Here is a 21,471-nt window from a genome sequence, read left to right as displayed (position 1 = left end):
TAGTCTTTGGTTAGACCACTTTTATCCAAAGTTAAACTTGAAGCAAACAGTGGAGATCTGTCTCGCCATTCATTAAATATAACTTCGACTGCCTGTAAAGCAGACATATTCATAAATACGCGTGAGTTTCTACGCTGTTTCCAAAGTGCGGTTGGGTCTTCTACTGTTAAGCGATAAATCGTCAACGCACCATCAGAGGCACCCACCTCAGCTTTGGTGACAATTCCTGAAATACGATTGATTTCGTAGCGATCATTGACCACATCAATGGCTACACGACAGCCAATAAAGCGTTTTAATGCAATATCGTTCAGCGTAGATAGACAAATCAGTTGTAAGTTAATCCCATCATTGATGGCATGTATCCCATCAACGCGTTGTAAAAATACCACTTGATTAAGTTCAGTATTTGAAAAAGACACATGGATAGCACGCTTTTGGGCAGTAAGACCCAATTTTTCCAAAGCAAAATAAATATTATTAAACATGAGTTATTGTGTAGTTGTTCTAAATTAAAAAATACTCTACAAAAAAGATCATATTTTGTCCATATTTAATTTAATCTAAATAATTTTCTATATCACCTTGTGTTTCAGGTTTTTTTATAAGTTTATAAGAATAGTACACTTGAAAGTAATTAAACTGCATTCTTTCACAGCAAACAAGGCAACGCTTTATTTTTACTCAGATATCTTCGCTCAACATGATGACTTTCATGCCGCTTCACGATAAAAAAGATGATCAATCATTTAAAAGTGCAAATAAATAAATGACCAAAATCTTCTAATACTTTATATAAAAAATATAAAGTTCATAGGCTATTAAGGATCAGAATATTTAACTATTTCTAAATTTATTATGATGAAATGATTATTAAAATCTACATTTTAGTACAATCATGAGCCAAAATTTAATTTACAGCCCCTAATAGTAATCGCTAAATAAAAAACCGCAAAATGATTAATATTCAATCATATTGCGGTTTTTTAATGCATCAAGAGACTGTTAAAACAGTCTCTTTTTCACAATCAATTTCTACATTTAGAAATTAACGATTGTTTTCATCTTCTTGTGAATCTTCAAATTTACCTTCGCCGCCAAAGTCAGAACCTTGACCACCAAAGCCACCTTGACCGCCGAAGCCACCTTGACCACCAAAGCCACCTTGTTGACCACCGAAGCCACCTTGACCGCCGAAGCCACCTTGACCGCCGAAGCCACCTTGACCACCGAAGCCACCTTGACCACCGAAGCCACCTTGGCTACCGAAACCACCAGCTTGACCACCGAAGCCACCAGCTTGACCACCGAAACCACCAGCAGCGCCTTGAGCACCAGCAGGAGCAGCACCAGCAGGACGTGGATTACGTGCAGGTACAACAGTAGAAATCGCATGCTTATAAACCATTTGGCTTACAGTGTTTTTCAACAAAACAACATACTGGTCAAAAGATTCAATGTGACCTTGTAATTTGATACCGTTTACAAGAAAGATAGAAACCGGAATACGTTCTTTACGGAGAGAATTTAAGAACGGATCTTGTAAAGTTTGACCTTTAGACATTTTATACTCCAAAAAAAATTTAAAATCAGCGCAAAAACTGCCTTTATTTTTCAATTAAAATTTATAAAAAAGGCAGTTGTTAAATTTTGCTTTATCCGTATAAGTTTCGCAAGTCTTCTTGAGCTTGCTTTATCGTGAAATAAGTTTGAAAAGAGTGTAATTCTTGCAAAGAACGTAACCAAGTGTATTGACGTTTGGCTAATTGTCGTGTCGCAAATAGCGCTTTATCCTTCATTTCTTGCATTTTTTCTTGACTCAAATCACTGTTTTTTAAAAAATCTATCGCTTGACGGTAACCAACCGAGCGTGCTGAGGGTAAATTTTCATCGAGATCGTATTTTTTCATAAGGTATTCGACTTCATTCAAAAAACCGATTTCCCACATTTTTTCCAATCGCAACTCGATCCGTTTATGTAATTCTACCCTGTCAGGGACTAAAGCATAATTATGAAAATTGTAACGATAAGGTTGCTTTTTAGGCTGTTCTGCCTGTAATTGTGTAATTGGACGACCTGTGATTTTGTAAACTTCTAAAGCACGAATAATTCGTTGTTTATCACTGACCTTAAACTTTTCACCTGCCAGCGTATCTACTGATTTTAATTCATCATAGACTGCCTGCCAGCCCTCAGTTTCGCCTTTTAACTCAATCGCAGCGCGAATCTCATAATCAGCACTCGGTAGGTTACTGGAAAGACCTTCAAGCAATGCCTTGAAGTAAAGCATTGTTCCACCCACCAAGATGGGTGTTTTCCCTTTTGCATGAATATCATCAATCAAACGACTTGCATCTTCAACAAACTCTGCCGCAGAATAAACTTCTAATGGTGTAATAATATCAATTAAATGATGCGGATAACGCTCCTGTTCCGCTTTTGTTGGCTTAGCTGTTCCAATGTCCATCTCTTGATAAACCAGTGCAGAATCCACAGAAATTAACTCATAATTCCCCTGTTCATATAATTCACATGCCAAAGCGGTTTTTCCACTTGCAGTTGGTCCCATTAAATTGATGACGGGCAATTGATTCGACATGTAAAACTACTCTCCTCGAGCAAATAATTTATCCAGTTGTGAAAGTGGAAATGCACGCCATGTTGGTCGACCATGATTACATTGGCTGGCAAATTCTGTTTGTTCCATCTGACGCAATAAAGCATTCATTTCTGACAGGCTTAGCATGCGGTGTGCTCTCACTGCACCATGACAAGCCATACCTGCCAAAATTTGATCTCGCTTTTGTTGAAGTGCTTGTGCTTCATCGTTCGGATCAAGATCATTCAGCAATTCAGGAACTAAAGCACCAAAGTCAGCTTTATGTAAAATTGCAGGTACGCCACGGACAATGACCTGATCATCCCCATACTGATCTATTTCCAAACCTAAACGCTCAAGTTGAGGTTTTAAATCATCAACGCGTGTGGCTTGCATACGTGTAATTGAGATAACTTTAGGAATAAGCAATTGTTGAGAAGTCCAAAACTCAGGTTTGTCCCATGCAGATTTCATCTGTTGTAAAAGAATACGTTCATGCGCAGCATGCATATCCACAATAATCAATCCTTCAGTATTTTGCGCAAGGATATAAATACCGTGCAATTGTGCAATAGCAATACCTAAAGGATATTCATCAACCTGTGGTTGATTAGACTTATTGACAATTTGCTGTACAGACTGATCATAAGAGGCTTGATCTGTGAGTGGTTGATCCAATTCGGCAATATCACTATTTTCACGGAGCGGTGCCAAATAGCTCTTTAAGGCATTATTGAGCTGCTGTGAGCCATGATACTGCTGTTGGGGCTGATTTGCAGCATAATGTACAGTTTGCGGTTGTGTATGACTAAAATCTGTTAAACCATCATTTTGTAAAATCCGAGAATCTGAATTACTTAGGCTATTTTCATACTCCTGCTGTTGATTGACATTCTCTGATACTGAGCGATCACGATGAAGTTGAAACTGCTCTTGATAACGCGGTTGAGGTTGTTGCCAATGATTTTGTTGAGATTCCTCTTGTTTCATTGCCGAAGCTAATTCTGCTGTCGCTGTTTGAAATTTTGACAGGGTTTCTTTAGCAAAATGGCGTACAAACTCGTGCACTTCACGCTGATTTAAAAAACGAATTTCATGTTTCGTAGGATGGACATTGACATCGATATTTTCAGGGTCAACTTCTAAAAAAAGCAAATATGCAGCATGTTGATGTCCGTGGAGAATACCATCGTATGCCATGCGTAACGCGTGTGAAATGGTTTTATCTTTAACAATGCGTCCATTCACATAAACATATTGCAAATCCGCTTGGGCACGAGCATCTGATGGATGTCCCAACCAACCTGATAAACGCATACTAATACTATCAGCATCAATCCAATAAGCATTTTCAGTAAATTGACGCCCTAATAATTGCTGTACACGTTGAAATCGTAACTCGCCACTGTCGGCAATAGGTAAATTCAAACGAATATTATCGTTATGTTCCAACACAAAACGTATATCAAAATGAGTCAATGCCATACGGCGGACAATTTCTTCGATATGTCCAAATTCAGTTCCTGGCTTTTTTAAGAATTTGCGGCGTGCCGGTACATTAAAAAATAAATCCTGAATACGAATATGTGTGCCTTGTTGCGCTGCAACTGCCTGTATATCCTGATGATCAAACGCCGTACCATTTACTTCAAGCTGATAGCCAACACCTGAATCATCTTGGCTGCTGGTTAAGGTTAACCGAGAAACAGCAGCAATCGATGCCAGTGCTTCACCACGAAAACCTAAACTTACTATTGCGTGTAAATCTTCAGCAGACTGAATTTTACTGGTTGCGTGTCGTGTTACGGAAAGCGCCAAATCCTCAGGATGAATGCCTCGCCCATTGTCAATAATTTCAATGAGCGTACTCCCCCCATTAGCAACACGAACAATCAATTCAGTCGCACCGGCATCAATTGAGTTTTCAACTAACTCTTTAACCACAGAAGATGGGCGTTCGATTACCTCGCCTGCTGCAATTTGGTTCGCCAATGCTGGATTTAAAGTTTGGATACGTCTTAAACTGATATCTTCATGTTGCATTCAATTCACCTGATCATTAAATGAATCTAAAAACGAAATTTTTTTATAGTTAGAATTTAACTGAATTAAAAGTGCATTAATTCTTGAACCAACTGAGAAGATGTACTTTCTATGCTCACTTCACGCACAGTTTCATCTGCTCCTTTTAAGATCGTAATGACATGATCAGCTTTTGGAATTTCATCTCCGCCTTTCGAAGGCCACTCAAATAAGAATAATGCATCTGTTTGGTCTAAATAATCACGTATTCCCATCAATTCTAATTCATAAGGATCATTTAAACGATACAAATCAAAATGAAATACATCCTTAGCTTGAATGCTATAAGGCTCCACCAATGTATAGGTTGGACTTTTAACTGCACCTTGATGCCCTAAGCTTTGCAACCAATAGCGCGTTAATGTTGTTTTACCCGCGCCAAGATCACCGATGAGATAAATTACGCCTTTTGCAATATGTTGCGCCAGTATTTGCGCTAACTTTTGAGTGTCTTGTTCATTGCTTAGACTTAATTTAGAGGAATACTGCATAACGCTCACAACATGATTCAAACCAGACAATATGATAGCATTGCACGACTTTAAAACCTATGTTGCATTGTTGAGAAATCATGTTTTGACCTGTTCTAGCTGACTTCAATAGCAATTGCAATCTTAATGACATCCAGTATCACCATGAAACAATATACTTCTCTTTCTGACTTTCAACCACCAATGAGGGATGGTGTAACAGCATCTAAAGTATATTTACCTCAATTAGAAAAATCCCCGCAAAGTCTATTTATATTTTTGTGCGAGCACTTTCCACATATTACTGCCAATGAATGGAGGCAGCGTTTTGATGATCAGTTAATTTTGGATATGCAAGGTCAAACCCTCAGTATAGAGCATCCTTATATCGAAAATACTCATATTTATTATTATCGTTTTCTCAACCATGAAATTCAGGTGCCATTTCAGGAAAAAATTCTTTATGAAAATGATGATCTACTGGTGGTTGATAAACCCCACTTTCTAACCATTAGCCCATCAGGACAATATATTCAAGAGACCCTTTTAGTTCGCTTAAAAAAAACCACCAATAATGCAGACTTGACACCTATACATCGTTTAGACCGTGAAACAGCTGGAGTCGTGTTATTCTCCAAGCGTCCACAAACTCGTGGTATTTACCAGCAAATGTTTGCTGATCGTCAGGTAAAAAAGACCTACCATGCCATTGCCGCTTATAACCCAAACCTCAGCTTCCCATGTCAGGTTGTATTAAGAATGGAGAAAGGTGAACCTTTCTATACCATGAAAGTAACCGAAGGCATAACCAACTCACAAACTGAAATTCATCTTATTGAACATGATCAGGTATGGGCTAAATATTTATTAAAACCAATTACAGGAAAGCAGCACCAACTACGTGTACATCTCAATTGGCTGAATTTGCCCATCAAAAATGATCCATTTTATCCAACTGTATTGCATAAAGATCCTCATGATTTCTCACAACCTTTACAACTTTTAGCCCAGAAAATTGAGTTTATTGATCCGATTACAATGCAAGCGTTATGTTTTTGTTCTGCCTATGAATTGACACTGTAATGTTGACGTAATGACAAATATAGGACTTTTTGATGATTAGAGATTGAAATTACGCAAGCTTTGATTAAAATAGGCATTCAAACTTAAATTTTGTTTGGTTAACATTCATGAGAAAAACCGAAGTTTATCAAGTACGCCTTGATTCACAAGAAAAAAAACTTGCTTTTGCCGTTTTTAAACAATTAGGCATCACCCCTGCTCAAGCAGTTCGACTTTTTTTTAAACAAGTCGTAATCACCAAATCTATTCCATTTGCAATTGAAAACCAAAATATCAATATGGACCAGATATTAAAATTAAGAAAACTCAAGCAAGAACAACAGAATGGACAAACAAGTACTGCTGTTGACTTAAGTGATGATGACGAAGATTTGTTTGCAGAGTTAAATGCGATCTTGGGGGAAAGTGACAAAAATTAACAGTGTCGCAATTTTAAACAATTCATTTACTTTAATTTTCTATTTTTTAGTTATGCTCTTTTGCAAAGATAAAAAATCATTGCAAGGAGTATATAAATGATCGTGAGACGCGCGACCAAAGAAGATTTAGATCAACTTGCTGTTTTATTTGATGAATATCGCCAATTTTATGGTGCATCTTCCAATCTTAAACAATCTCTTGATTTTCTTAAACAACGTTTTGAGAATAAGGAAAGTGTCATCTTTATTCATGTAAAAGATGATGTTTTTACAGGTTTTGTTCTACTTTATCAGGGTTTTACATCTGTATCCTGTTCTAAATACTATATTTTAGATGATGTATATGTCACTCCGGTTTATCGCAGACAAGGTTCTGCCAAACAGCTGATTGATACAGCCATTCTATTTGCAAGACATGAAGATGCTCAGCGTATTAGTTTAGAAACACAAAAAAACAATTACCATTCCCATCAGTTGTACGAACAAATGGGTTTTGTCAAAGATAACGAGTTTCAAACCTATCATTGTTTCTTGAAGTAATTCTGTTTCTTGCAAGCGTTTTAGTTTTAACACTAAAAGTGTAAATTTTGATTATTAACGGTGATAGATTGTCAAATGAAGTGCATTAAAGCTTTCATTGCCACAGTTTATATCTCAAAAGTTTAAATAGATTTGTGTATGCTATTGTACTCTCGAGATGTAAATAAAGCAGTGCTTTGTTTTTGCTCATATATCCCACTCAACATGGCGACATCCATGTCGCCTCACGCTACACCGAACATCGATGATTCAAAAGTCCAAAATAAATGAATCACCAATACGCTCATTAGGCATGAATGATTGAAATCAAATTGCTTGTATGAATAATCAGGTGGTTTGAGCATAGTCTATCTAAAACTAATCATCAGTGAAGCCTCAGACTTTGCTAACTATGATTAAACTTCAGATAAATCCTCTGATTTATTTTTTGCAGCCACCACTTGAGCTTCATTTAGATATAGCCATTCTCCTTCAGGCAAATCATTCAGTACCAATTGTCCTACTTGGGCACGATGTAAACGCTCAACTTTGTTGCCTACCGCAGCAAGCATTCGTTTCACTTGATGATAAACACCTTGATGTACAGTTATTTTTAACGCATGTTCAGCAAGGCGTTGTACATCTGTTGCTGCAAAAAGCCCTTTTTCATTACGCAGTTCAACGCCTTGTTCAAGTTGTTGAATTTGCTCATCCGTGATCGGATCAGCAGTTTGTATTTGATAAACTTTAGGCACATGCTTTTTAGGATGCGTCAAGGCTTGTAAAAACTGACCATCATCAGTGAATAGTAATAAACCTGTGGTATCCTGATCTAAGCGCCCTACACTTTGTAGACCACGATTCATCAATACATCATCAAACAGATCAAAAACACTGAAATGATGAGTAGATTGATGTGAACATTCATAATTCTGCGGTTTATTTAAAGCGATATAAACTTGTTCTCGATATTGAAATGTTTGCTGATACACCGAAAATTCTAAATGATCTAAATCAAGTTTAAACTTTGGATCAGTAATAACCTCGTTTTGAATTTGAATTGCACCATTCTTGATTAATTGCTGGCAATGCTTTCTAGAACCAAAACCTTGTGATTGCAACATTTTTTCCAAAAACATAAATTAATACCTTAAAAATTCACGACACAGTTTAAAGTATCGTGAATCGAAACCCAATCGAGATTCGTATTTTATCAGCATGATCACTTCATCATGCATAGACACTAGCCACCAAATACAAATGATTTATGTACTGCTACCCCAGCCATTGCACCATCAGCAACAGAGAATGCAACAGAACCACCTGAACGTGTGATGTCCCCACATGCGTAAATGTTTTTTAAATTGGTCTGCTTTGTAGCATTGGTTAAGATTGCTTCACTATATTCATTACGGTCTATATCCAAACCTAGATTTCTAATCCAAGGTGAATTAATTCTCATAAAAGTAGAGACAAATAATCCATTCAATTGAGTTTGGTCACCATTTTCAAATTTCAAATCACAGTGATTTTCGATCTTGGCGATTTTACGAGTATCTAACTTCACATGGCGTTGATTTAATTGCTCCAAAATTGCAGGCTCGATTGTATCAATTGAAACTGCAGCATTGAGGAATAATGTTGTATTGCCCCAATCAGGCAGCATTAAAGCCATATGAAGAGAATGCGAACCAGAATATAACATCCCGAGTTGACCAAGATTTAATTCATAGCCGTCACAGTATGGACAATGGAATACACTCTTTCCCCAACGCTCAGTCAAGCCTTCTATTTCAGGTAAATCATCTTTCACACCTGCTGCAATAATCAATTTTTCAGCTTGAATCAGGTCGCGCTTATTATTTTCATCTTCTGTAAAAACCTCATAATGATCATTCATTGCCTGTACGTCGATCACAGATGCATTCAACCAACTAATGCTTGAATATTTTCCTAACTGTTGCTTTGCTTCCGCAATGATTGCAGAAGGCTCCTGTCCATCTCGGGTCAGAAAATTATGCGAATGCGCCGCAAACCGATTTCTACGTAAACCCGCATCTACCACCAATACTTTTTTTCTAGCTCTTGCTAAAGGTAAAGCCGCAGATAAACCTGCAAAACTTCCACCAATGATCATCACGTCATATTTCATTTTAAATTCCTATATGTAACTTTTAAAGTTACTATATTGCCTTATTTTTAAAATTGCAACTTTTGATGTTACAATTAATACTAAATTAAGGAGTGTGCATATCATGCGCAAAGACAGTAAACTTTCCCGGATGTTGCATGTGCTATTACATATGGCACGTGAAAAAAAACCATTCACATCCGAACAGATTGCAGTAATGCTCGACACCAATCCTGTTGTGGTTAGACGTACTATGTCGGGTTTAAAAAAAGCGGGATTTGTACATGCAGATAAAGGACCCGGCGGTGGTTGGACATTAATCCAAAATTTAAATGAAATTTCGTTATATGATATTTATCAGGCTGTCGGTGAACCCACCATTTTTGCCATGGGGAATGAGCAAGAAACGCCCAACTGTCTTGTTGAACGTGTGGTAAACACTGCTTTAAATCAAGCAATGCTTGAAGCACAAAACATTTTAATACAGCAACTTAAATCGACAAATTTAGCAAAACTTGCGCAAGATTTTGAGCACGAATGGAACTTATTGGAGAATAAACCTTTCAATATTTCAGCGCACTGATTTGCTTTTGTTGAGAATTTTAATACGAATAAATAGATCTCTTCACGCCTTACCTGCGTTGTTTTTAGTATAATGCGCTGTTGGAATGAATTGTAAATGATGAATATTAATGAGCCTTTCTAGTCTAGATCTAAATTTAATCGTGCTTCTTGTTTTATTGGCTTGTGGTATTTTCAGTCACAATACAGCAGTGACTATCGCTGCTGGCGTATTAATTGTCTTTCGAATCACACCATTAAGTGAGTTTTTTCCTTTATTACAAACTCACGGTCTGGAGGTCGGAATTATCATTTTAACAATTGGTGTTCTTACCCCGATTGCCAGTGGGAAAATTCCAGGCGATGTCATCCTAAAATCATTTATGCACTGGAAATCGCTGATTGCAATTGCAATTGGATTATTGGTCGCATGGTTAGGTGGTCGCGGAGTTTCCTTAATGACCAGCCAACCCAATGTTGTAGCAGGTTTATTGATTGGTACAGTAGCTGGAGTAGCATTACTGAGAGGTGTTCCTGTGGGTCCACTGATTGCAGCTGGCATCTTATCGTTATTGATTGGTAAATCTTAAAAATCTTCAAACAAAAAATTCTGAAAAGTTTAAGCCGCCCATCATTGCCAGATATAGATTAAAAATCATGCTGATGGGTAACTGTGTAATGTAGAGTAATCAATAGAACTGATTTTTTGCTACAAAGCATGTTCAATTGGTCAAGTTTTAACTTTTACTTCATTAATAAAATAATGACCCTCTGATTTTACTTGGATAAATCATAAAATTAAAATCTGACAAACTGCAAAAAATAATAAAAATATCAAATAAAATTAACAATATAATCAAATATCACATATTATCAACAGTACAAAAATTCATTCTAATCGTTGAGTTTTCTTCCACCAAATCATGCATTTTATTCGGTAATATTAAAGAAATTATCGATCTCTCTAGCTAAACCTATTTAGAGCGGAAAAATTATTCTTAAATAACGAGATTCTTTTACCTTAAAAATTTTTAAGTAATTTAAACTCAAGGCAGGGCTATATTGAACATGACAAAAATTACAAAAGAAATCTTAGAACAACCTTCAAATACCCAAATTGTAAAAATACATAAATATTTAGAATCAAGTATCCTTGATTATCGTGGTGATACTTTATTTAGCCGTATCTATCCCCTACTTGGAAAAGAAAGCATTATCTTATTGCATGGCGGACCGGGTTTTCCAAGTGACCTTACAGAAGTTGTAGAATATTTTAAGCACCAGTTTCAAATCATTGTATTTCATCAAAGAGGTACAAGAAAATCCCCGTGTATAAGCGGAGATTACTCATTAGAGGCATATCTCAATGATATTGAAACAGTACGTAAATTTTATAAAATTGATAAGTTTCACTTATGGGGACATTCTTGGGGTGGACTTTACGCTCAAGTCTATACAGAAAAATATCCCGATCATTTACTCAGTCTGTTTTTATGTAACCCGGGATCTGGAACAAACACACAGTGGCAGCAAACTGAAAACGAAGTGATGCAATTCAATAAATCCAAGGTCAGTTCTTGGCAATGGACAAAAATGGGAATATATGGTTTTTTAGGAATGCTCGGTTTTGATAAAGCTTATCAACATCTCTTTAAACAAGTCATGAAAAACTATCATGCAGACTTTATCTCAACAGAAAATATTGAACAGACCGAAGATTTTTCCTTATTAAAAGCAAAACCCATCAATAAAACCAGAGCTGAAATTATCAAATACCCACAGCTCAAAGGTTTAACTCAAGCTGATTTTAAAATTACCATCCTATATGGTGATCAGGACATATACACCAACAGCAAACATTTTGTAATTGATCGTTACCCGACAGCAACTGTCTTTAATATTGTAAATTCTGGTCATTTACCTTGGTTACATCATTCCCAAGCCTATAAAGATATTTTGAGTAGTCACTATCAATAGTCTCATGGAAACTCTCAGAGATTAAAATAGAGATTCACACTTATACATTCAAATTGATCACTTTACGGGCACGTTTATGTTCGTACATTTTAAGATCAGCGAACTCGATCAACTTATTCAGTTCCAATGCATCTTCAGGAAAAAACGCCAATCCGACGCTTGCCCCCATATTCAGTCTAACATTTTCAAATACAAACGGTAGTCCACATGCCTCTACAATACGATTCATCACTTTCTTTGCTAAATCTTGATCACCTAAGCTACTTAAGATTACCGCAAATTCATCACCACCTAAACGTGCCACTAAATCATCTTGCCGAGTAATACTTACAATACGCTTCCCTATTTCCTTTAACGCTTCATCACCTAAACGATGACCATATTGATCATTGATTGGCTTTAATCCATCCATATCAATCATCAATATTCCCAAAAGTTTTTGAGTACGTTTTGCTTTTTCTACCCCTTGTCTTAAACAGTCCAGAAACAAAGCACGATTAGCCAACCCAGTTAAAGTATCTTGCGTTGCTAATTTATATAATTCTTGCGCACCAAATTTCGAAGCATGATACATTGCCGCGGCAATCAACTCCGACATCAGTGTCAATAAATTGATATCGGCGTCTTTAAATGCATTTACACGTTCTGAATAGATTTTTAAAACACCTATCGGTTCATCAGAATGAATCAATGGAACCACAGCCATTGAACGTAAACCAACTCGTCTACATGCCTCTCGATCAACACGCTCATCTACTTCACTGTCTTTACAATAAAGTGTGCGATTTTGAGCTATACACAACCCAGAAAGGCTAGAATCCATTTTTAAACGTAGACCCAGAAATGCAGTTGCACCATTCGATACAGCACGGTAAACCATATCCCCATGCTCAGCGAGTTCTACAATTGCCCCTTTGGCTTGAGTAATCAGTTGAACTTGTTCAGCCACCAATGTCATTACTGCATTGATGTCTAAACCCAATTTAGCAATTGCCGTCTGTGTTTGAATGACCGAAAGCAATTGCTTGGCTGTTGGTTGTTTCGTTTTAGACATACATCATCCTAGACGAGTTATACAATACAAGAAGAAATACACAGTGATCGCAATACTTCATCAATCATATTTTTCATTTTTGATTAACTGAAAAATATGAACGAAATACAATGAAGATGCATTAAAACTTTGAAACACATCTTATGATGATTCATATTTAAAGTATATTACTGTGCTCACTAAATTCATGATGAAATACTCAATTTAACCTGTGCTATTGAGCTGTGTCAGCGTTTGATTGGCAATCATCCGTTATATCAACGTATAATTTAAAATAATGTAATTTCCTTAATATTATCTGAATACTTTTTAATCAAAAGCACCAATAAATACTCAATCTGTGCCGGATCATTCAGGATAAACCGTCAAATTTCTTTTAAGATGAAATAAGTTTTAAATATTCAAAGAATAATAAACAAAATGATTGAGCATGAGGATGCCTTTATCATCCAAAGCATTGAGCTATTGCTTGTACATTAAATCGAGATATTCTGAGGCTTTAGTTTGACCTTGCTTTGCTGCCGCTTTAAGCCAGTAAATTGCTGTCTGTTTATCTTCGGAAATTCCGAAATTCCCCATAAGCATCATGCCAGTTAAATATTGTCCATCTCTATCACCATTCTCGGCACTTTTTTTAAACCATTTATAAGCTTCTGCATAATTGCGCTTATCACCATCACCTTTGAAGTAAATAGAACCCAGCCGATTGAAAACCTTTGTATTTCCTTTTTCTGCGAGTATTAAATAATAAGGTTCTGCAGAAGCAATATCTTCTCGTTCGAAATAATAATATTGCGCTAATGCATAAATATCTTCATCATTTCCCTTATTGGCAAGTTGCTTGAGTAACTGCTCGATATATTTTTCATCGCGCGGAATAAGATGACGATAATACAACTTGAGTAGATTTCTTTGAGCGTCAGTAACATCTCTTTCGGCAGCAATTTTGAACCATTTTGCGGATTCAAGATAATCTTGTTTGACACCTTTTCCATAAAAATAAATTAAACCTAAATTATGATTCGCCGAACGATGACCCAAGGCTGAAGCCTTTTTATATAGTTCTATTGCCTTTGGTAGGTCCTGTTCAACACCTTGACCAGTCTGCGTTAAATATCCCAAATCAAAAAGTGCTTGTTTTTGGTTCAATGCCGCTTTCTGTTGTATCTCTGTCACATTGATTTCAAGATCAGCTGAATATACAACATTGCTCAATAACATCAGTTTTAAAATTGAAATATATATAAATTTTCTTATTTCCACTCGTACAAACGCATCTCTATGTAAGAGTAAAATATGTTAAACAAAAATAAGCGATATTCAAATACTATGAATTGTCTTTTTCCCAAAGTGCAGTTTTACAAACGTTCATACTAAAAGCACAACGATAGATATCGCCACAATCCACTTCAATATGAACTGTCTCTGATCATTTTATAAAAAAGTCCATCAAAGCCGACATTTATCAATTCAATAAAACAAGTTAAAAACAAACTTTGAATCAAAAATTTGCATTGTATCTCGTCCGGTTGACCCCTTTATGTTTTTGGTTGAAATAGAGCAATGTAAGGTTGTTAAGTGTCTATCAAACTATTTTATGTTTCCCACACACCATTATTTGATTTTGCTTCTACAGCCCCAGAGGTTGAAGCGTTATATCGTCAATGAATAAGCTTGAATCCTATTACTCAGGACAGCTGTTCACCATTGTATTCTTTAAGGATTCAGGTATTTGTTCAATTCCAAATGCACTATATAGGCGGTTTATACGCGCTCGATTGCCCTTAAAAGAGCACATTAGCTCAGCAACCTGAGTGATTCGGCTAAATGAAGGATAACGTTCTAACGCAAGTATTGAACCACGTTCAACTCGATCCCAGTCAATGCTGTTACGCTCTAGATTAAATGGGTTTCCTCGATCAATAGCCGTAAAAACGATTAGATAATAATACATATCCTGATTTGGACCAGAATTTAAACGCTGGATGTCACCGATCACCTCATTAATCATTCCAGGATAGCCACCGAGCCATTTCTGATCATTAATCGCGATATAGGTATTATAAATCGGACGATATGAAGGAAATTTTGCAATACCTTCTTTATATGTTGCATAAGCCTCTTTGGCTGCATCAAAATTTTGGTATGATTTTAATAAAGCAACATAATAAAAAGGATCTTTGGAGGCAATCTCTTTATGTTCTTGTAAAAAAGAGATTCGTTGCATTTGTAATTTTATAAAAATTTCAAGGTCATCTTGAGAGACTTCATGGATATAATTTCCACCTCTATAGACCCATGATTTCGCACCCAATAGATAGGCTTTAAACAGATATGGTACTGGTGATTTAGGCGTTGCCTTTAGCCACTCATCAGCAAGTTGCTGTTGTTGTTCCCAAACTGACTCATCCCGTGTTCTATATCTTTCTGTTATTTCAGCAAGTTTCTCTAAATATATGGTATGTCTATTCTTACCATTTAAAAAAATTGCTTCCGACTTTAATTCTTTGGAAATAAGACGATCAAGCGCTTTAAAGTCTTTTTTCGCAAGCAACAACATTATTTCTTCTTTAATAGCCAATGCTTCACTATAACTATCACCACGAATAATGGTCATTTTTCCAAGTTTTTTATAATCTTGTTCAGTTACATCTGCATAAACAGAACTATTAAAATGGACCACAGCAAGTGCAGCTAATAAAATTTTTTTAATCATTGGTAAAATTAATAAGAATCAAGTATAAAAATTTTACCGATATAAATCATATTTTACAACAGCTTGACTCAACATTACTCAGGTAACTTATGTCCGCAATGTGGGCAAAAACAGTATTTATTCTTTTCTCTTTCCGCCTCTTCTTCTTTTCTTTCACGAATGAGTTGTAAAACAATGTCACGGGTTTGATCAATAGATAGACCAACTTCTCGGCGAATATTGTCTATTTTTTCTTCATCATGGATAATATCAATCTCACAACTTTGCAATAAATCTCTGAATTTTAATTCTAATTGCTGTTTTCTTAACTCAAGTTCATTGGCTAAACCATTTGCCAAAATACCTGCTGGTAAAGCCGCTAAACCAACGCCAAGAATCGTGATCATTGCGCCCAAAAAACGTCCCAGTGGCGTAATAGGTGTGACATCACCATAACCCACTGTTGTTAATGTTACGACTGCCCACCACATTGAGGCAGGAATAGAACTAAATACTTCTGGCTGTGCTCGTCCTTCCACAACATAGATGCCTGCTGCCGCCATCACGATCATGATCACTAAAATAAAAATGACGGCTTGAAAAGAGCCTTTTTCACGTTCAATTACACGCAACAGAATTTGTAGTGAAATAAAATAACGAGTGAGTTTTAACAAACGCAATAAACGTAAAATCCGCAGGAATCTCAAGTCGATATGTACAAAGAAATTGATATATGCAGGCAAGATTGCCAGCAAATCAATAATTGCGGCCCCACTTGTTACGTAATTCCAGCGAGCTTTCCATTCAGATTCAAAAGGTTCTTTTTCGGCAATACTCCAAAAACGTAAAACATATTCAACCGTAAAAACCACTATGGATATATCTTCAAAAGTATCAAAATAAAGTTGGTACGCTTTATACACATCGTTAATGGACTCTAAAAGTACAGCAATCACATTTCCAATAATCAGAAAAATGAGCGAAAAATTGATCGCACGACTAAACCATGTTTCATAATCTTCATTGTGTAGATTGTCATAAACAAATTTTCTGAGGGTGTACCAAGCTGTGAAGCGCATCAATTGTTCTTTATTTTAAAGATGACTCATTTTAATACGGATTGGCTGAATTGCACATCATCATGCCCTGAGCTTTACAAATTTACAGCTTGAACTCAGCAATAAAGCTTTATTAAAGACATAAATATATTTTCATTATTTCATAAATTTTTATTATATAATCACAGAAATTGACGCACTAGATTCAATATAGCGACATAAATATATAATCTTTGAGAAGTCTATAAAGTCTTTTTTAAGCTGACAAATAAGCGGCGGACAGTATCGTTAAAGGCACCCTTCCTCTAAAGATACTATCCGCCAAATCAAAGCCAGTCTCCCAAATGTCTTTGATTTAATAAGTTTATTTTAGCGCTATGTTGAATAGAATGTTTTCCGTATTTTATATAAATCTTTAATTTTTTCGGAATGATTTTTCAAATATCTTTATTTTTTCGAAAATATTTTCTGTGGTACAGCTTATGAATGATAGCCAATACACCTTAGACCGAATTGATCGCAAAATTTTATCGGCACTTCGTCAAGATGGGCGTTTAACTATCGCTCAACTGTCCGAACTTGTAGGACTTTCCTCTTCTCCATGTTGGACACGCGTTAAACGTCTTGAGTCTTTAAATGTGATTGAAGGCTATACTGCAACAATCAATGCCAAGGCAATTGGGATTAACGAACTCTTTTTTATCGAAATCACCTTAGAACGTCATGATGATGAAATTTTAGAACAATTTAGTGATGCGCTCAGTCAAATGCCAGAAGTGGTTGAAGCACATTTGGTGACAGGAGATTATGATTATTTGGTCAAAGTCGCGGTCAAGAATGCCGAACATTACGAACGTTTTTTACGTAAAAACTTATACTCAATGAAAGGCATTCGTCATACCCGATCTATTTTTGCTTTACGTCCATTAAAATTAGAAAATAAAGCAGACCTGATGCTGATTGAATAGCGAAATTTTAAAGAAGAGTTTTAAAAAATGAGCGATCAAAAACTCTTCTTTGTTCGTTTATTTTTCACACTATTTTAATAAATAAAAAGACTAACACCTACAAAAAATAATACTTTAGTCTAAGGATTTTTCGTATAAATATCACACAAATTTACTATTCAAAATTTAATCTGTTTATTTTTTACTCACATCTTTACAAATTTAAAAACAAATTATTTCATATATTTAAATCGTTTACGCAAAAAAACATTACACAAACTAACATTTATGTAACTTTTCTACATTACAATATTATTAAAACTTGATGAAACAGGAAATATATGAAGAGATTTTTTAAATACCTACTGATTGTCATCGGAGTTGTATTTGTTATTGGACTGATCTTTTTATTCAGACCAATTAGCTCTAAAAAAGTGACTACAGCAGCTGATGAACCTGTTGTTGATGTGGTACTTGTCGGTGGCGGTATTATGAGTGCGACATTGGGGACATACCTCAATGAAGTTGAACCTGATTGGACAGTCCAAATGTATGAAAGATTGGATCAAGTGGGTCAAGAAAGTTCTGCAGGATTTAATAATGCAGGTACTGGACACTCAGGCTTTATGGAAATGAACTATACCCCTGAAAAAGACGGTAAAGTTGACATTAAAAAAGCCATTGATACTGCATCACAATTTGAAGTAAGTAAGCAATTCTGGTCATATCAAGTCAAAAATGGTGTCTTGGGTCAACCATCTAGCTTCATTAATCCTGTTCCTCATATTGCCTTTGTTTGGGGCGATAGCGTGAACTACATGAAGAAGCGCTACGATGCAATGCGTCAAAGTCCAATGTTTGAAGGATTAAAATATACTGAGAATCCTGATGAAATCAAACAATGGGCGCCTTTAGTCATGCAAGGTCGTGATGCAAATCAAAAAGTTGCAGCGACACGTATGGATGTGGGTTCAGATGTCAACTATGGTTCAATCACCACACAATTAGTTGATCATTTGAAGAAGCAACCAAACTTCAAGCTTGAAACATCAACTGAAGTAACTGGCATCAGTCAAAATGAAGATAAGACTTGGACTGTATCGTTTAAGAACTTAAAAACTAATCAAGCAAGCCACGTTAAAACTCGCCATGTATTTATTGGTGCGGGTGGTGCTGCAATCAGATTATTGCAGATGACAGGTCTTGAAGAAACCAAGCAATATGCTGGCTTCCCGATCGGTGGTATCTTCTTAATGACAGATAATCCTGCTGTTACTGCGCAACATACTGCAAAAGTATATGGTAAGCCTGAGTTAGGTGCGCCGCCAATGTCTGTTCCACACATTGATACTCGTTATGTTGATGGTAAAAAGTATGTGTTGTTTGGTCCATTTGCCACATATTCAAACAAGTTCCTTAAAAATGGTTCTCAGTTTGATTTGATTGATGCGACCAACAAAAACAATGTCATTCCAATGGCAACCATTGGTGTTGAAAATCTAGACTTAGTGAAGTACTTGGTGAGTCAAGTTGCGATGTCTAAGCAAGATCAGTTCAATGAATTGAAAAAGTATTATCCTGATGCAAAAATTGAAGATTGGAACCTAAGCCAAGCAGGTCAACGTGTTCAAATCATCAAAAAAGCACCGGGCAAACCAGCTACCCTTCAGTTTGGTACTGAAATCTTTAGCTCTAAAGACGGTTCAATCACTGCGTTACTTGGTGCTTCTCCAGGTGCATCAACTTCACCATATATTATGTTGAGTTTGATGGAAAAAGCTTTCCCTGAGCAAGTAAAAGGTAAATGGAATCCTAAGTTGCATGAGATTGTAAAATCTTATCAACAGGATTTAAACAGCAACCCTGCTCTACTGGATCAAGTACGTACTTATACCAGCGCTACTTTGGGTTTAAATTATACACCTACGCGTAAAGCTGCTAATGATGCGACCACAGCAACTCCTGCAGTTGCAAATGCACATTAATTTGCGTTGATTAAAAAGATGAGCTTAGGCTCATCTTTTTTTATGGCTGAATGATTCATTTTGTGTTTTAATATATACAGTATGAGATGAGCCTTATATGAGTATAGCGCGAGCTATACGACTAGCCCCTGAAAAATGGGGCTTTTTAATGCCTACTCAAAAACTTTCTGATTAAGCAAATGGTTATTAAAGAAAATTAAACTATACCCGATTGATTAATTTATAAAAAATGAGCAAAAACTTTATTTATTTTCACTGAATCAAATTGATTTAAAACAGATCATTATAATTTTAGAATAATAAAAATTTGAATGTAATAATTTACTTATAAAAATAGACTACGAGGATTTATTTTGAATCAAACTATATATCAGTTGTTTTAAGTTATCTTGAATATCTTTGGGTAATTGTATAAATAAAGCATCGATAGGCATCTTATCCCAATTTTCTGAGACATTCTCTTGCTCATCTAAACTCTCAGCCAATAAGAATAGCTGTGCGACAGAACAATTAAAAGCTTCCGCAAGGTACTGGAGTATTGCAGGACTGTACCCTTGATTGCCATTCTCAAGATTGGAAATGTTACTTTTTGAAGTATTGGAAAAATCGGCTAATTGCTGTTGAGTCCAGCCCTTCCGTTTTCGCAAATAACGTATTGCATGACCTATATCCATTCCTTGATATTAGCTTAACAAAGTATCCTAAGCGTATTGCAATGCAATATATTGTGCATCAAAAGTATTGTTTTACAAAACAAGAGTTTTGCAATACAATACACACTCATTCACTAAAATTTAGAAAAATGATGAAGCATTCAAATATTGTTAAAAATATTTCTACAGATTTAGCCGATGTTATTATTATCATTCGAACAGCACTTGAAAATTATTTATTTGATTTAAATATAAAAGTAGTGAATAAAGAAGAGTTTTATTATTTTTGCACAGCATTATTATTTACCATTTGTTCAAATAGTATCAGTGATACGAATAAGCAATTTGTATTAACTCAATTTGAAAATCCAGAATATGCAGATATTAAGATTGATTATTATTCTCAATATTTCAATCCAAATGCAACCTTATTTATAGATGATCAACAGATCTACCCTATGCTATTGGCATTTTTTGACTCTATCAATACTGATTTTGACCCACTGAATATTAATTCGATTATTGTTATTTTGAATTTTAAAAAGATGATGATGAATATTATAAAAAAGTATAGTTAACGATTTTCATTCGAATCGATGAAACTGATTATTTCATATTTGAAATAGAATATTTGATATCTCAAATAGTTATAGATTAATTATAATAAGGTACATTTTACACTTAATATTTTAAAAAAATTTTATACCCCAAAATGTAAAACATATAATTGTCCATTTGAATCAATGACTTTTTTAAAACATTCAGCTATTTTTTTAAATTGATCGATAATATCATCTCGTTGATAGGTTAATTTTTCTTGTTTTAAACTATTTCTGACAATTCGACATTCCTTACTTTCACTAAACGGATCTTCATCATCTGCAAGTTGATAAGAATAACCACCATTTAGTTTTAAAGTTTCTGGTGAGAGTTTAAGAATATCCACGATATGTACAAATAAATCATATGCTTGTTGAGCCCCATCAATGTCAATAATAGTTACACCATAAAGATTTAATCCCATATGTCTTATTTCCATCGATGGATTATAAGCAGGTATCCATTGTAAAAAATCATAAAAATACAGAATAAGATCATCATGAATTGAAACATCATAAGGTACTTTATTTATTACATTCATATAATCTTGATATGTATATATTTCTTTATTTGAAACAACAAAATCGTGAACTAGAGCCATTTTTCACCTTTTTATACAAGATTTATGCAATTTTTT

22 protein-coding genes are annotated in these 21,471 nt (G+C 35.4%); 9 read left to right on the top strand and 13 right to left on the bottom strand.

Going from position 1 to position 21,471, the window contains the following annotated elements; translation table 11 throughout:
* The 5 genes from ACINWC743_RS19070 to tsaE all read right to left on the bottom strand — a co-directional run.
* Positions 1 to 488 (bottom strand): phage late control D family protein (locus ACINWC743_RS19070; RefSeq protein ID WP_009586568.1); only part of this gene is annotated, 488 nt, incomplete at its 3' end.
* A gap of 560 nt (positions 489 to 1,048) precedes the next feature.
* Positions 1,049 to 1,564 carry an RNA chaperone Hfq gene (gene hfq / locus ACINWC743_RS19065; protein WP_009586608.1) on the bottom strand — a complete coding sequence of 172 codons (516 nt, stop codon included), beginning with the start codon at positions 1,562 to 1,564 and terminating at the stop codon, positions 1,049 to 1,051.
* Positions 1,565 to 1,655: 91 nt separating this feature from the next.
* A complete protein-coding gene (miaA, locus tag ACINWC743_RS19060) occupies positions 1,656 to 2,600 on the bottom strand; it encodes a tRNA (adenosine(37)-N6)-dimethylallyltransferase MiaA (protein WP_004831018.1) in 945 nt (314 codons plus the stop codon).
* 6 nt (positions 2,601 to 2,606) lie between these two features.
* Entirely contained in the window at positions 2,607 to 4,643 is a 2,037-nt protein-coding gene (gene mutL / locus ACINWC743_RS19055; protein WP_009586599.1) for a DNA mismatch repair endonuclease MutL, read from the bottom strand.
* A 65-nt stretch (positions 4,644 to 4,708) separates the two neighbouring features.
* Positions 4,709 to 5,173, bottom strand: coding sequence for a tRNA (adenosine(37)-N6)-threonylcarbamoyltransferase complex ATPase subunit type 1 TsaE (tsaE, locus tag ACINWC743_RS19050; protein ID WP_009586546.1), 465 nt, complete (start codon positions 5,171 to 5,173; stop codon positions 4,709 to 4,711).
* Positions 5,174 to 5,317: 144 nt separating this feature from the next.
* Here tsaE and ACINWC743_RS19045 point away from each other — a divergent pair, with 144 nt between their 5' ends.
* From ACINWC743_RS19045 to ACINWC743_RS19035, 3 genes are all read left to right on the top strand, one after another.
* On the top strand, positions 5,318 to 6,235 hold the full coding sequence (locus ACINWC743_RS19045; RefSeq protein WP_035301452.1) for a pseudouridine synthase: 918 nt from the start codon (positions 5,318 to 5,320) through the stop codon (positions 6,233 to 6,235).
* A gap of 107 nt (positions 6,236 to 6,342) precedes the next feature.
* The gene (locus ACINWC743_RS19040) at positions 6,343 to 6,654 is read left to right on the top strand and encodes a type II toxin-antitoxin system RelB/DinJ family antitoxin (protein ID WP_004831022.1); all 312 of its coding nucleotides are present in this window, start codon (positions 6,343 to 6,345) and stop codon (positions 6,652 to 6,654) included.
* A 96-nt stretch (positions 6,655 to 6,750) separates the two neighbouring features.
* Positions 6,751 to 7,194, top strand: a complete 444-nt coding sequence (locus ACINWC743_RS19035) for a GNAT family N-acetyltransferase (RefSeq protein ID WP_004831023.1) — start codon at positions 6,751 to 6,753, stop codon at positions 7,192 to 7,194.
* A 395-nt stretch (positions 7,195 to 7,589) separates the two neighbouring features.
* On the opposite strand, the gene ACINWC743_RS19030 is transcribed toward ACINWC743_RS19035, so the two are convergent.
* Both ACINWC743_RS19030 and ACINWC743_RS19025 read right to left on the bottom strand, forming a co-directional pair.
* Positions 7,590 to 8,312, bottom strand: coding sequence for a pseudouridine synthase (locus ACINWC743_RS19030; protein WP_009586590.1), 723 nt, complete (start codon positions 8,310 to 8,312; stop codon positions 7,590 to 7,592).
* 104 nt (positions 8,313 to 8,416) lie between these two features.
* Entirely contained in the window at positions 8,417 to 9,325 is a 909-nt protein-coding gene (locus tag ACINWC743_RS19025; protein ID WP_009586598.1) for an NAD(P)/FAD-dependent oxidoreductase, read from the bottom strand.
* 103 nt (positions 9,326 to 9,428) lie between these two features.
* Between ACINWC743_RS19025 and ACINWC743_RS19020 the strand changes: the two genes are divergently transcribed.
* From ACINWC743_RS19020 to ACINWC743_RS19010, 3 genes are all read left to right on the top strand, one after another.
* Positions 9,429 to 9,887, top strand: coding sequence for an Rrf2 family transcriptional regulator (locus ACINWC743_RS19020; RefSeq protein WP_009586557.1), 459 nt, complete (start codon positions 9,429 to 9,431; stop codon positions 9,885 to 9,887).
* Positions 9,888 to 9,996: 109 nt separating this feature from the next.
* Positions 9,997 to 10,455 carry a DUF441 domain-containing protein gene (locus tag ACINWC743_RS19015; protein WP_009586554.1) on the top strand — a complete coding sequence of 153 codons (459 nt, stop codon included), beginning with the start codon at positions 9,997 to 9,999 and terminating at the stop codon, positions 10,453 to 10,455.
* A 478-nt stretch (positions 10,456 to 10,933) separates the two neighbouring features.
* Positions 10,934 to 11,842 carry an alpha/beta hydrolase gene (locus tag ACINWC743_RS19010; protein WP_009586545.1) on the top strand — a complete coding sequence of 303 codons (909 nt, stop codon included), beginning with the start codon at positions 10,934 to 10,936 and terminating at the stop codon, positions 11,840 to 11,842.
* Between the two features lie 40 nt (positions 11,843 to 11,882).
* Here the strand turns inward: ACINWC743_RS19010 and ACINWC743_RS19005 are convergent, their stop codons facing one another.
* The 4 genes from ACINWC743_RS19005 to ACINWC743_RS18990 all read right to left on the bottom strand — a co-directional run bounded on the left by ACINWC743_RS19005 (position 11,883) and on the right by ACINWC743_RS18990 (position 16,670).
* Positions 11,883 to 12,896 (bottom strand): sensor domain-containing diguanylate cyclase, encoded by a 1,014-nt coding sequence (locus ACINWC743_RS19005; protein ID WP_009586550.1) that lies wholly within the window; start codon positions 12,894 to 12,896, stop codon positions 11,883 to 11,885.
* A 462-nt stretch (positions 12,897 to 13,358) separates the two neighbouring features.
* A complete protein-coding gene (locus ACINWC743_RS19000; protein WP_227561080.1) occupies positions 13,359 to 14,045 on the bottom strand; it encodes a tetratricopeptide repeat protein in 687 nt (228 codons plus the stop codon).
* Between the two features lie 535 nt (positions 14,046 to 14,580).
* Positions 14,581 to 15,612, bottom strand: a complete 1,032-nt coding sequence (locus tag ACINWC743_RS18995; RefSeq protein WP_009586547.1) for a hypothetical protein — start codon at positions 15,610 to 15,612, stop codon at positions 14,581 to 14,583.
* A gap of 74 nt (positions 15,613 to 15,686) precedes the next feature.
* Positions 15,687 to 16,670, bottom strand: coding sequence for an ion transporter (locus ACINWC743_RS18990; RefSeq protein WP_004831032.1), 984 nt, complete (start codon positions 16,668 to 16,670; stop codon positions 15,687 to 15,689).
* 461 nt (positions 16,671 to 17,131) lie between these two features.
* Between ACINWC743_RS18990 and ACINWC743_RS18985 the strand changes: the two genes are divergently transcribed.
* A complete protein-coding gene (locus ACINWC743_RS18985; RefSeq protein WP_004831033.1) occupies positions 17,132 to 17,617 on the top strand; it encodes an Lrp/AsnC family transcriptional regulator in 486 nt (161 codons plus the stop codon).
* Between the two features lie 320 nt (positions 17,618 to 17,937).
* On the top strand, positions 17,938 to 19,581 hold the full coding sequence (gene mqo, locus ACINWC743_RS18980) for a malate dehydrogenase (quinone) (protein WP_005029317.1): 1,644 nt from the start codon (positions 17,938 to 17,940) through the stop codon (positions 19,579 to 19,581).
* Between the two features lie 338 nt (positions 19,582 to 19,919).
* Here the strand turns inward: mqo and ACINWC743_RS18975 are convergent, their stop codons facing one another.
* Entirely contained in the window at positions 19,920 to 20,255 is a 336-nt protein-coding gene (locus ACINWC743_RS18975; RefSeq protein WP_004831035.1) for a helix-turn-helix domain-containing protein, read from the bottom strand.
* 41 nt (positions 20,256 to 20,296) lie between these two features.
* On the opposite strand from ACINWC743_RS18975, the gene ACINWC743_RS18970 reads away from it, so the two are divergent.
* Positions 20,297 to 20,812 carry a hypothetical protein gene (locus ACINWC743_RS18970; protein WP_227510913.1) on the top strand — a complete coding sequence of 172 codons (516 nt, stop codon included), beginning with the start codon at positions 20,297 to 20,299 and terminating at the stop codon, positions 20,810 to 20,812.
* Between the two features lie 122 nt (positions 20,813 to 20,934).
* On the opposite strand, the gene ACINWC743_RS18965 is transcribed toward ACINWC743_RS18970, so the two are convergent.
* The gene (locus ACINWC743_RS18965; protein WP_009586579.1) at positions 20,935 to 21,435 is read right to left on the bottom strand and encodes a hypothetical protein; all 501 of its coding nucleotides are present in this window, start codon (positions 21,433 to 21,435) and stop codon (positions 20,935 to 20,937) included.
* Between the last annotated feature and the right edge of the window lie 36 nt (positions 21,436 to 21,471).

Source organism: Acinetobacter sp. WC-743, assembly GCF_000335555.1.
Lineage (GTDB): Bacteria > Pseudomonadota > Gammaproteobacteria > Pseudomonadales > Moraxellaceae > Acinetobacter > Acinetobacter bereziniae.
The sequence above is the reverse complement of the archived record's forward strand: the minus strand, read 5'-3'. Positions and strand labels throughout refer to the sequence as shown.